Below are 12,395 nucleotides of genomic sequence, written 5' to 3'. Positions count from 1 at the left end.
CATTGGAAAGATAGTTGAGAACTTATTATGGTGAGATGGTTAGTGGTGCTATCGAACGGATTTTAGAAGAGAAAGAACTCTATAAGGCAATGGTCAGGATGTTTACCTTATTACTCTGGTGAGATGTTTCAACGACCACGATTCAAAAATGGATTCGTGAGGGTATGCCAACTATGATAATAGATGGTGTAACTCTCTACGATAAACAAGTGGTCATACGTTGGTTGAAACAATATGAGAGATAAAGAGGAGCATTTATAAGTGATGTTCGGTGGATTAAAATAACAACGGATATTTTTGATGATGAAAAGATTCAGGTGATTGAATCAATGCCAGAAGGAGACATTCTGATTGTTATTTGGTTCAAGTTGTTAGTCTTAGTGGGCAAACAGAATTATAGTGGCGTACTAGCCCTAGGTGATAAAGTCTTTTACACTGTGTAAATGTTGATGACGGTTTTCAGGCGAAAAGCTACAACGGTCAAGTTAGTTTTAAAGAGCTTTGAACAGTTTAGCATGATAGCCTTTGTAGATGGTGCTGTCATCATTCCCAATTGGGAAAAATATCAGAACATCAATGGTTTGGAGAAAATTCGACAGCAAACTTATGAAGAGGTGTTACTTAAATGTCATAAACAGAAGAAGGAGAGTTGTTATCAAAAATTGAGGCAGAAGAGAATCAAAAATATTGTGAAGCAAGTCTTTCTGACTGAAGAAGAAAATGTCAGATTGCTAGCTCTGAGGGCAGAGGAGCCTAACTTTTCAGCCTATGCTAGAAAGAAATTATTTAACATAGAGCTAGTATTGTGGGAGGTTAGTTTTCTTGAGTATGGACAAATGACGGAGCAATTGATTCAGATTGGTTGTTCAATCAATGTGATTGTTAAGTTGCCAACTCGGGTCGGAGATATTTTGCAATAGGATTTTATAGAACTTGATCGGTTGGTGCTCCAATTGGTGAAGGAAGTGGAAAAGGAACTCTCGGTTAAATCCCAGAAGAAGTCTAGCAAAAAATAAATAATCGAACAAAACGGTTGGTAGCTGCTCGCAGTTTTCTTGTGTTTTTTGATAAATCAGTTGTCTGACAATGTTAATCTCCTTATCTGTCCTGAGACAATTAGAGAGAACTTAGAAACTCGAGTTTAGGTCTTTACGAGTTCAGATAGTTTATACACACTATCAACAAAAATCCATCACAAAGATTTAACCCACGGTTATTTTGAGTGGGTAATGGATTTTGACACTTGGGGCAAAACCTCAACCCTCTTGCCCTTGAGAAAGCGTGTAAGAAGGGGAAAATGGTATAATAGAAGCATTAAAGATTGTGAGGATTTGAATATGTCAGAACAAGCACAAAGGCAAGAGTTACATCGCAAAATTTGGGCAATCGCAGATGATGTCCGTGGTGCGGTAGATGGTTGGGACTTCAAGCAATATATTTTGGGAATCCTTTTTTACCGTTTTATCAGTGAAAATTTCAAGACCTATATCGAGGGTGGTGAGGATTTTAATTATGAGGAGATTCCGGCTGAAGCTATCACACCTGAGGTTAAGGATGATGCTATTAAGACCAAGGGGTATTTTATTATGCCTGCGCAGCTTTTTTCCAATGTCGTGAAAACAGCTCGTAGTAATAACAATTTAAATACGGAACTCAAGGAAATTTTTGATGCTATTGAGGCTAGTGCTACGGGTTATGCCAGTGAAAATGACATTAAGGGCCTTTTTGATGATGTGGATACCAGAAGTAATAAGCTGGGAAGTACTGTCCCAGAGCGTAATGAGCGTTTAGCACTCATCCTAGAAGGGATTGCTAGTCTGGATTTTGGAAGCTTTGAGGATAATCACATTGACCTTTTTGGTGATGCGTATGAGTACTTGATTTCTAACTACGCTTCCAATGCTGGGAAATCTGGTGGAGAATTTTTCACACCCCAGAGCGTATCACGTTTGCTAGCCCGTATCGTCATGTTGGGTAAGGATGAAAAAAACAAAATCAACAAGATTTATGACCCTGCTTGTGGTTCAGGCTCTCTTTTGCTTCAAGCCAAAAAACAATTTACAGAATATATCATTGAGGATGGTTTTTATGGTCAGGAGATCAACATGACTACCTACAACCTGGCACGAATGAACATGTTCCTCCATAATATCAACTATGACAAGTTTAGTATTGAGCGTGGGAATACGCTACTGGACCCTAAGCATGGCAATGATAAGCCTTTTGATGCGATTGTGTCCAACCCACCTTATTCTATCAAGTGGATTGGTAGTGACGATCCGGCGCTGATTAATGATGATCGTTTTGCACCAGCGGGGATCCTAGCACCCAAGTCTAAGGCGGACTTCGCCTTCATCATGCATAGTCTTTCTTATTTGTCTAATAAAGGCAGAGCGGCTATTGTGACCTTCCCTGGGATTTTTTATCGCGGCGGAGCTGAGCAAAAAATTCGTCAGTATCTGGTAGACGGGAACTTTATCGAGGCTGTTATCCAGTTGCCTGATAATCTCTTTTTTGGGACATCTATCGCGACCTGTATCCTTATTCTTGCTAAGAATAAGCCAACAACGGATGTTCTTTTTGTTGACGCTAGCCAGCAGTTTAAAAAAGAAACCAAAAACAATGTCTTGACAGAAGAGCATATTGAGAAAATCCTAGCAAGTGTTGAGCACAAGAACAATGAAGATTATTTTGCACAGCTTATTTCTCAAGAAAAGATTGCAGAGAAAGATTATAATCTCTCGGTGTCGCAATATGTGGATAGAGAAGATACGCATGAAAAAATTGATATTGATGTCCTCAATAAAGAAATTGCTGAGACCGTGAAAAACATTGACCGCTTGCGAGCAGAGATTGATAAGATTGTCGAGGAGTTGAGCTGATATGACCTACATTGATAAGATGATTAAAGAGCTTTGTCCTGATGGAGTAGAGTGGAAAGCGTTGGGGGAGGTGTGTGTCGTAAAAACAGGACAGTCGGTTAACAAAACATTTATACAGAATAATTCTGGAGCTTACCCAGTTATTAATAGTGGGAAAGAACCTTTGGGATATGTAGATATTTTCAATACGGAAGATGATCCAATAGGAATTACTTCTAGAGGAGCGGGAGTTGGCTATGTTTCGTGGAACGAAGGGAAATATTTTAGAGGAAATCTCAATTACTCTGCAACTATTAAAGATTCGGAGAAGCTGTTACCACGCTATTTGTATTATTTTTTGAAAAATAATTCGAAGAAAATTGAGGAATTGTGTACTTTTGATGGTATACCAGCTCTGAACAAGTTTAAGTTAGAAACCCTTAATATTGCTATTCCTCATGAAGATATTCAAAAAGAAATCGTCAAAATACTTGACAAATTCACAGATTATATTACAGAATTGACCGCAGAATTGACCGCCCGACAGAAACAATATTCTTTTTATCGGGATAGACTACTGTCGTTTGAAGATGAAGTGTATCAGGTAGAGTGGAAAACGTTAAGGAAGATTTGCCGTAAGATTTCATCTGGCGGTACTCCTAAAAGTGATAATGAGGATTACTACGGTGGTAATATTCCCTGGCTTCGCACACAGGATATTGATTTCAAGGATATTGTGTCAACTTCTGCAACAATCACTCAAGCAGGTCTTGAAAATTCTTCGGCTAAGTGGGTACCAATAAATAGCGTTGTAATTGCGATGTATGGTGCAACTGCTGGAAAATCTGCGGTTACTAAAATTCCTTTAACCACTAACCAGGCTTGTTGTAATTTGGAGATCGATGAAGAACTAGCTAATTATCGCTATGTTTATCATTGGGTTTATAAAAATTATGAGTTATTGAAAGCTAGGGGACAGGGTTCACAATCCAATATCAGTGGTAAAATCATCAAAGATTTCCCAATTCCCCTCCCCTCTCTGACCATCCAATCTCGTATCGCTGAGGTCTTGGACAATTTTGACACAGTTTGCAATGACCTACAGATTGGTCTGCCCAAAGAGATTGAACTTCGTCAAAAACAGTACGAATTTTTTAGAGATAAACTCTTGACCTTCACCGCCGAAGGCGTGTATACTGACAGTACAGTACAGACAAGACCTGATTAGGCTCTTGACTTGGGTTTTTGGACCGATTAAGGTTGAGTTAGGAGCTGTCTGCGATGTGGTGCGTGGGAATGGCTTGCAAAAGAAAGATTTTGTGGACAGTGGCATTCCTTGCATACATTACGGACAGATTTATACCTATTATGGTTTAGCGACAGATGAGACCAAATCATTTGTTAGCTCACAATTAGCTCAAAAACTTAAAAAAGCGAGTTATGGGGATGTTGTTGTTGCAACAACCAGTGAAAATAGTGAAGATGTCGGGAAGTCACTGGTTTGGTTGGGGCAGACGGAGGCTTATATTGGTGGTCACTCTTGCTTATTGAAATCAGAGCAGTTAGGGAAGTATCTTGTTTATTACATGCAAACAACTGATTTTCAGAGACAGAAAGAGAAAATGCTTGTAGGGACAAAAGTTATTGAACTTTACCCTAAAAATCTAGCTCGCATTCAGCTTATCCTCTCATCCCTCGACCAACAAAAACACATCGTCTCCATTCTCGACCGCTTCGATACCCTAACAACAGACATCAGCAAAGGTCTACCAGCTGAGATTGAGCAACGACAAAAACAGTATGAGTATTGGCGGGATCGGTTACTTAACTTTTCGTAGAGGAAGAATAGATATGGGAAATGATATCAAATTTGAAAATTTAGAACAGATTTCGGATACTATTATTTCTAGTGATAAGAAAGTCCATTTGCTCTATGCCTATAATGCAACCGGGAAAACTAGGCTTTCTATGGAATTGAAAAATAAGGTAAATGAGACTGATAGTAATGGGAATAGCATTAAGCGCATTTTATATTTCAATTCATATACAGAGGATCTTTTTACGTGGGATAATGATTTGGAAAACGATGAAGATCGATATTTGATTTATGATAAACGGACTTATTTTGGAAATTTCCTTGAAGAGCAACAACTTTTCGAACGTGCTGTAGAAAACTTTCAAAAGTATGTTGGTAGAATTATTGATGTTGAGTTTCAAGATATTATTGAAACAGTTAAAGATGAGTTCGGAAATGTTCAAAAAGATAACAGGGGTGAAGTACTAACAATTAGTAATAAAAAGAGTATACGATTTAAAGTAGATGGGCAGATAATAAAGGTGTCTAGAGGAGAAGAGAGGATTTTTGTTTGGTCAGTTTTCTTAACGCTCCTTGAAATTATTGTTGAAGATTTGACTGAGTCTGCTGATACCTCGGAATTTTCAAAAATAAACTATATCTATATTGACGATCCCATATCTTCTTTGGATGATACTAATATTATTAATGCTGCAATTTACTTGAGTGATGTTATAGGTAGTGCTGAAAACACTGATTTGAAATTTGTCGTTTCTACTCATCAAGCATTATTTTATAATGTACTTTATAATGAAATCCGATTTGATAGAAGGATCAAGAAAAAGGTTTTTTATGTCATGAAAACTACTGATGAAATTGAGGATGAGAAACAATTTAAATATTTGTTGACAGATGTTGAAGGGGATTCTCCATTTGGATATCATCTCAGAGTAAGAGAGGAACTGAGAAAAGCAATTCAAGATAACCATGTGGAGAAATTTCATTTTGCCCTTTTTAGGAACCTAGCGGAAAAAACGGCGACCTTTTTAGGCTATGGGCGATGGGAAAATGTTTTATTAGGTTTAGATGTTGCTGGATATGTTATAACATCTGAAAATATTAAATCCTATACACAACTGATTGATTTATACACTCATAATAGACATGCTGATTTAGAATATAGAGAATTACCTCCTCACGAGAAAAATACTCTTATAAATTTATTTAATAGCTTTGATTCAATCTATCGATTTAAAGAGGACGAACTATGACCAAAATCATCCAAACAGATACTATTTTAGAGACTAAGAATTTTATTGTCCTGGAAAAATACACTAAGTTGGGAAAGCCCAGTACCTATCAGACGGAAGCAGACCTAGAGCGAGAACTGATTAGTGATTTGCGACAACAGGGTTATGAGTATCTCAACTATCTGACGACACCAGAAACCCTCCTAGATAACCTTAAAACTCAGATAGAGGCGCTTAACCAAATGACTTTTACTGAGGGAGAATGGTTACGTTTTTTAGAGGAATATCTCAATAAGCCGAGTGATAGCCTAATTGATCGCACCCGAAAGCTCCGCGATAACCACATCTATGACTTTATCTTTGACGATGGGCATATCCAAAATATCTATCTTTGGGATAAGAAAAATATCAATCGTAATAAGCTTCAGGTCATTAACCAAATGACTCAAGTTGGGACTTCAAGCAATCGTTATGATGTGACCATTTTGGTCAATGGGCTTCCCTTAGTACAAATTGAGCTTAAAAAGCGTGGGGTGGCTATTCGTGAGGCTTTTAATCAGGTTCACCGTTACAGCAAGGAGAGTTTTAATGAAGAAAATTCACTCTTCAAGTATCTCCAGATTTTTGTCATTTCAAATGGGACGGATACGCGCTATTTTGCCAATACCACTAAGCGGGAGAAAAATTCTTTTGACTTTACTATGAACTGGGCACTGAAAAATAATGAGCCAATCAAGGATTTGAAGGATTTTACGGCGACCTTTTTCAGTCAGCAGACCCTCTTAAACATTCTCATCAACTACTCGGTTTTTGATACTAGTGATACCCTCTTGATCATGCGCCCTTATCAGATTGCTGCGACGGAGCGTATTATCTGGAAGATTCGTTCGGCTATTGCCACCAAAACTAAAAGTGGTCCTGAAACAGGTGGCTACATCTGGCATACGACGGGGTCTGGTAAGACCTTGACCAGCTTTAAGGCGGCGAGACTGGCAACCGAGATGGATGAGGTAGATAAGGTTTTCTTTGTGGTAGACAGGAAAGACCTAGACTATCAAACCATGAAAGAATACCAGCGATTTTCGCCTGATTCGGTCAATGGATCACATAGCACTGCTGGACTTAAACGTAATATTGAAAAAGATGACAATAAGATTGTGGTTACGACGATTCAAAAACTCAATAACTTTATGTCTAGCGAAGCGCAACATGAGATTTACAACAAGCAAGTGGTCTTTATCTTTGACGAGTGCCACCGTTCTCAATTTGGTGAGGCTCAAAAGCGCTTAAAACAAAAGTTTAAGAAGTATTGTCAGTTTGGTTTTACAGGGACGCCGATTCTTCCAGATGTCTATGATAAGGATGGAAATCTTATTCGTAAGGGGAATGCTTTGGGTTCAGAAACCACAGTTTCTGTATTCGGTAGGGAGCTCCACGCATACGTCATTACCGATGCTATCCGCGACCAAAAGGTATTGAAATTTAAGGTGGATTACAATGATGTTCGTCCACAGTTTAAGGACTTGGAAACTGAACAAGATTTAGGGAAATTATCTGCTGCTGAAAATAAAAAAGCCCTACTTCATCCAACACGGATTGCAGAGATTTCGTCTTATATTTTAGAGCATTTTAATCAAAAGACCCATAGGCAAAACGGTAAAGGGTTTAATGCCATGTTTGCTGTGTCAAGTGTCGAAGCGGCCAAGGCTTACTACCAAGAGTTGCAAGACCAGCAAGCTGGAAAAGGCAAACCATTGAAGATAGCGACCATCTTCTCTTATGCAGTAAATGAGGAACAGGTTGCGATTGGGGAAATTGATGACGAGACTTTCAGCCTTGCTGACTTAGCGGATATTAGTAGTAAGGAATTTTTGAGCAGAGTGATTTCCGATTATAATCACCTTTTTCAGACCAATTTTAGTATCAATGGCAATGAGTTTCAAAACTATTACCGTGATTTAGCTAAGCGAGTTAAGTCTGGTGAGGTGGATTTGCTTATTGTCGTCGGTATGTTTTTGACTGGTTTTGATGCTCCGACCTTGAATACACTTTTTGTGGATAAAAACTTGCGTTATCATGGGCTTATTCAGGCTTTTTCTCGGACGAATCGGATTTACAATGCGACTAAGACTTTTGGAAATATTGTGACTTTTCGTGATTTGGAGAAGGCAACGACAGATGCTATTAAGTTGTTTGGGAAGACAGAGACAGCTGACGTTCTGTTGGAGCGTTCTTACGAAGACTACATGACTGGCTATATTGAGGCTGGTCAGGAGCAAAAAGGGTATTTGGAAGTTGTTAAAGAATTGCAGGAAAAATTTCCGGATCCGACAACTATTATTAAAGAAAGTGATAAGAAAGAATTTGTAACCTTGTTTGGTCAGTTCTTACGCTTGGATAATATCTTGCAGAACTATGATGATTTTATGAGTTTGCAAGCTCTGCAAGAGTTAGATGTTACAGATGCAGAGGCTGTGGCAGATTTCAAAGAACGGTTTCATTTGGATGATGAAGCCGTTGCGGAACTTTCTAAAATGGACATCCCAAGTATTCGTGAGATTCAAGATTATCGCTCTACTTACAATGATATCAAGTCCTGGTATGACAATGAGAGGCGGAATCAGCAGAATAGCGATTCCGAAATCGATTGGGATGCGGTTGTTTTCGAAGTAGAGTTGTTGAAGTCACAGGAAATCAATCTGGACTATATTCTGGAATTGATTTTTGAAACCAACCAAAAGGTATCTGATAAGGAACAACTCATTGAAGAAATTACACGAACTATCCGTGCTAGTCTGGGTCAGAGAGCTAAGGAAAGCTTGATTGTGGATTTTATTAATACTAGTGACTTGGACAGTTTATCTGAGAAGTCAGATATTTTAGAGCAATTTTATACATTTGCTCGTCAAAAGCAAAAAGAAGCAGTAGCTAATTTGATTGAGACAGAAGGGTTGAATGTTGAGAGTGCTAACCGTTATATTCAGATGTCACTCAAACGAGAGTATGCTAGTGAAAATGGGAATGCTCTCAATGAAGCACTTCCTAAGATGAGTCCGCTCAATCCCCAATATCGTACCAAAAAGCAGATGGTGTTTGAAAAAGTTGTGGATTTGGTGGAGATATTTAAGGGGATTGGTGGAGAAATTTAACCATTATTATTTTTTCTAGATATAGGAGAGATAAACTTTAAATTAGAGGTTGACGTTTTAAGAAATATCAAGGCGTCATATCAGTAGTATAAAAAGCTGACTTATAATTTATTTGGAAACGACAGTTACTCCGAAAACCTGATGCTTGGTATGGAGGAGGCTTAAACTAGGAAAATAAAAAAAGATTTAATTCAAACCCTATCTCACTATTAATTTCTACCAGAAACCCAATATTTGGATAGGAAATCCGCCCGAAAGAGACCGTCTGAATTACTTAAACGCCTGATTGCTTTTGTCAATACTGACGGCATGGTGGGAACACAGAAAAAAGTGGTTATCAACCTTAGTTGAAGACCACTTTTTCATTATCCATTTTGTTACAATTTAATCGTTTGAGGAAAGATTTGATTAATAGTCATATAGCCATTCATTGCTAGAAATATAGGTAAGGCAAGACCGGCGCCTCAACAATCATGTGCAGGCTATTTGATTAGCAATACCAACAGGTTATTTGGGCACATAGTTGCCAATCACCATAAGATTAATTTTGATAATGTCTTCTTTGGATGGTGGTCCTGTTCAAAGGGAAAGTCAATGCGATCACGACGCTTGTCGCGAGAGAGGTTGCTAACGAGGGTTATTTGTCGGTTGGGAATAAAATGGAGACTTCCATCAGGATACGAGAGTTGGGAAGTACGAAGCCCGACCTTCGTTACCCTACCTGTCACCGTGGTAACTTTAATGGTTTCTCTGACATCGTATTGGTGTTCAATTAGGATAAAGATACCGTTAATGACATCGGTCAGAAACCCTTGTGCCCTTAGTCCAATAGCTAGTCCTGTCAGTCCAGCACCGGCTAAAAGACCGGAAACAGGGACACCGATAACCAGAAAAATCCAGTAGGTCAGTAGGAAACAGAGGGAGTAGTCTAACAAATTATAAATCAAGGACGTGAGGGTCTGCCATCAACTTTCTTCTTGGGGTGTTAGTGGTAATGAATGAAAAAGAGTCTGACGCATGATATAGTGCAGGAATTTTTTCAGTAAAATAAAACCAAGGCATAACAGTAGGAGGGAGATCCCTTTTTCCAAAAATAGAGTGAGCCATTGCCCAGATACAAGTCTTTTTAATATTGTCATGACCATGGTCTATCAAATCTTGTTGAAAAATGCTAGATTTTGCGCAAGCTAGTCAAAAAAGCCTGCGCCTTGTATAAAACACTTTCAAAATTAAATGAAATATGATAGAATGAAGAGTAATCTAAAATTATGAAGGAGAAAGACGAGATGTCTGTATCATTTGAAAATAAAGCAACTAACCGTGGAGTGATTACTTTTACGATTAGCCAAGAAACCATTAAACCAGCCTTGGATGCGTCTTTTAACAAGGTTAAAAAAGAAATCAACGTTCCAGGTTTCCGTAAGGGGCATATGCCGCGTACGGTTTTTAATCAAAAATTTGGTGAAGAAGTGCTTTATGAAGATGCTTTGAACCGTGTTTTGCCAGCAGCTTATGAAGCAGCAGTTGCTGAATTGGGTCTTGATGTTGTCGCTCAGCCTAAAATTGATGTGACATCAATGGAAAAAGGACAAGATTGGACCATCACTGCTGAAGTGGTTACTAAACCAGAAGTTAAGTTGGGTGATTACAAAAACCTTGCGGTATCAGTAGAAACATCTAAAGAAGTGACGGCTGAAGAGGTTGATGCAAAAGTTGAACGTGAGCGTAATAACTTGGCTGAGTTAGTGGTTAAAGAAGAAGCAGCAGTTGAAGGTGATACTGTCGTGATTGACTTCGTTGGTTCTGTTGATGGTGTTGAATTTGACGGTGGTAAGGGTGACAATTTCTCTCTTGAACTTGGCTCAGGTCAATTCATCCCAGGTTTCGAAGATCAATTGGTTGGATCAAAAGCTGGTGAAACAGTTAATGTTAATGTCACTTTCCCAGAAGACTATCAAGCAACGGATCTCGCCGGTAAGGATGCTCTTTTTGTAACAACGGTTCATGAAGTAAAAACAAAAGAAGTACCAGCCCTTGATGATGAATTGGCGAAAGATCTTGACGACGAAGTAGAAACACTGGATGAGTTGAAAGCCAAATACCGTAAAGAGCTTGAAACAGCTAAAGAGATTGCTTTTGATGATGCTGTTGAGGCAGCAGCTCTTGAATTGGCAGTAGAAAATGCAGAAATTGTTGAATTACCAGAAGAAATGATTGAGGCAGAAACTCACCGTGCCATGAATGAGTTCATGGGCAATATGCAGCGTCAAGGAATCTCGCCAGACATGTATTTCCAATTGACAGGCACTAGTCAAGATGACCTTCATAATCAATATGCAGCAGAGGCGGACAAGCGTGTGCGGACAAATCTTGTTATTGAAGCTATCGCTAAGGCAGAAGGATTTGATGTGTCTGAAGAAGATGTTGAAAAAGAAATCAATGACTTGGCAACTGAGTACAATATGGAAGTAGCCCAAGTTCGTCAACTTTTGTCAACAGACATGTTGAAACATGACATTTCAATGAAGAAAGCTGTTGAGGTTATTACAAGCTCAGCCTCAGTTAAATAAGACCGCAATAAAAATCCCTATGGTTAGGGATTTTTATTTTATTCTGTTTTCAGCCGGTTTCTTACTGTAAATCCTTTGACGAAATGGCATTTTTAGCGTAAAATAGATGAGAATGATAATGTAAGGAGAAGTGCTTTGGAATTAGAAGTATTTGCAGGTCAAGAAAAAAGTGAATTATCCTTGATTGAAGTGGCGCGTGCGATTCTAGAAAGTCGCGGACGCCATAAAGAGATGTATTTCAGTGATTTGGTTAATGAAGTGCAATCTTATCTTGGGAAATCTGATGCGGATATTCGTGAGGCTTTGCCAGATTTTTATACTGAATTAAACACAGATGGTAGTTTTATCCCTCTTGGGGAGAACAAGTGGGGCTTGCGGTCATGGTACGCTATTGATGAAATTGATGAGGAAATCATCACTCTTGAAGATGAAGATGAGGGGGCACCTAAGCGTAAGAAAAAACGTGTGAATGCCTTTCTCATGGAAAGTGAAGATGCCATTGACTATTCTGATGATGATCCAGAAGATGAGGATTATGATTTACCGTCTGGCATGGAATTTGATGAAGATAATCCTGATGATGAAAAATCTGAGGTTGAGTCCTATGATTCTGAGTTGAATGAAATTATTCCAGATGCTGATTTGGAAGAAGATGTTGACTTGAACGAAGAAGATGATGACTATTCAGATGATCCGGAAGAGGAAGACTAACAGTTCTTTCTTGACCGATATGACGGGATAGGCTATAATAATTAGTGGGCGTCTCTTTT

At 38.7% G+C, this 12,395-nt stretch carries 6 protein-coding genes and 4 pseudogenes; 9 read left to right on the top strand and 1 reads right to left on the bottom strand.

Annotated features, from left to right (window positions below):
• Positions 1 to 14: 14 nt before the first annotated feature.
• The 7 genes and pseudogenes from FRX57_RS05545 to FRX57_RS07885 all read left to right on the top strand — a co-directional run.
• Positions 15 to 245, top strand: a pseudogene (locus FRX57_RS05545) (DNA-binding protein).
• Positions 246 to 257: 12 nt separating this feature from the next.
• Positions 258 to 641 (top strand): annotated as a pseudogene (locus FRX57_RS05540) (phage replisome organizer N-terminal domain-containing protein); the annotation flags it as partial.
• Positions 642 to 1,337: 696 nt separating this feature from the next.
• Positions 1,338 to 2,882: a type I restriction-modification system subunit M gene (locus tag FRX57_RS05530; protein ID WP_146567518.1), complete on the top strand. Its 1,545-nt coding sequence runs from the start codon at positions 1,338 to 1,340 to the stop codon at positions 2,880 to 2,882.
• A gap of 1 nt (position 2,883) precedes the next feature.
• Positions 2,884 to 4,699: pseudogene (locus tag FRX57_RS05525) on the top strand (restriction endonuclease subunit S).
• A 13-nt stretch (positions 4,700 to 4,712) separates the two neighbouring features.
• Positions 4,713 to 5,927 (top strand): anticodon nuclease, encoded by a 1,215-nt coding sequence (locus FRX57_RS05515; protein WP_146567512.1) that lies wholly within the window; start codon positions 4,713 to 4,715, stop codon positions 5,925 to 5,927.
• Complete coding sequence (locus FRX57_RS05510) at positions 5,924 to 9,055, top strand: type I restriction endonuclease subunit R (protein WP_146567510.1); 3,132 nt, start codon at positions 5,924 to 5,926, stop codon at positions 9,053 to 9,055. Before FRX57_RS05515 ends, FRX57_RS05510 begins: the two co-directional genes overlap by 4 nt.
• A gap of 189 nt (positions 9,056 to 9,244) precedes the next feature.
• A pseudogene (locus FRX57_RS07885) lies at positions 9,245 to 9,364 on the top strand (helix-turn-helix domain-containing protein); the annotation flags it as partial.
• A gap of 221 nt (positions 9,365 to 9,585) precedes the next feature.
• On the opposite strand, the gene FRX57_RS05505 reads toward FRX57_RS07885, so the two are convergent.
• Positions 9,586 to 10,002, bottom strand: coding sequence for a mechanosensitive ion channel domain-containing protein (locus tag FRX57_RS05505; RefSeq protein ID WP_146567508.1), 417 nt, complete (start codon positions 10,000 to 10,002; stop codon positions 9,586 to 9,588).
• A gap of 339 nt (positions 10,003 to 10,341) precedes the next feature.
• On the opposite strand from FRX57_RS05505, the gene tig reads away from it, so the two are divergent.
• Both tig and rpoE read left to right on the top strand, forming a co-directional pair.
• Positions 10,342 to 11,625 carry a trigger factor gene (tig, locus tag FRX57_RS05500; protein ID WP_146567506.1) on the top strand — a complete coding sequence of 428 codons (1,284 nt, stop codon included), beginning with the start codon at positions 10,342 to 10,344 and terminating at the stop codon, positions 11,623 to 11,625.
• 135 nt (positions 11,626 to 11,760) lie between these two features.
• Positions 11,761 to 12,336: a DNA-directed RNA polymerase subunit delta gene (gene rpoE / locus FRX57_RS05495; protein WP_146567504.1), complete on the top strand. Its 576-nt coding sequence runs from the start codon at positions 11,761 to 11,763 to the stop codon at positions 12,334 to 12,336.
• Positions 12,337 to 12,395: the final 59 nt, after the last annotated feature.

It is taken from the genome of Streptococcus cuniculipharyngis (assembly GCF_007859195.1).
GTDB classification, from domain to species: Bacteria; Bacillota; Bacilli; order Lactobacillales; family Streptococcaceae; genus Streptococcus; species Streptococcus cuniculipharyngis.
The sequence above is the reverse complement of the archived record's forward strand: the minus strand, read 5'-3'. Positions and strand labels throughout refer to the sequence as shown.

Bases quoted from the DNA above. Each gene is read 5' to 3' on its own strand.
- FRX57_RS05530 (WP_146567518.1), top strand. From the start codon at position 1,338: ATGTCAGAACAAGCACAAAGGCAAGAGTTACATCGCAAAATTTGGGCA.
- FRX57_RS05515 (WP_146567512.1), top strand. From the start codon at position 4,713: ATGGGAAATGATATCAAATTTGAAAATTTAGAACAGATTTCGGATACT.
- FRX57_RS05510 (WP_146567510.1), top strand. From the start codon at position 5,924: ATGACCAAAATCATCCAAACAGATACTATTTTAGAGACTAAGAATTTT.
- tig (WP_146567506.1), top strand. From the start codon at position 10,342: ATGTCTGTATCATTTGAAAATAAAGCAACTAACCGTGGAGTGATTACT.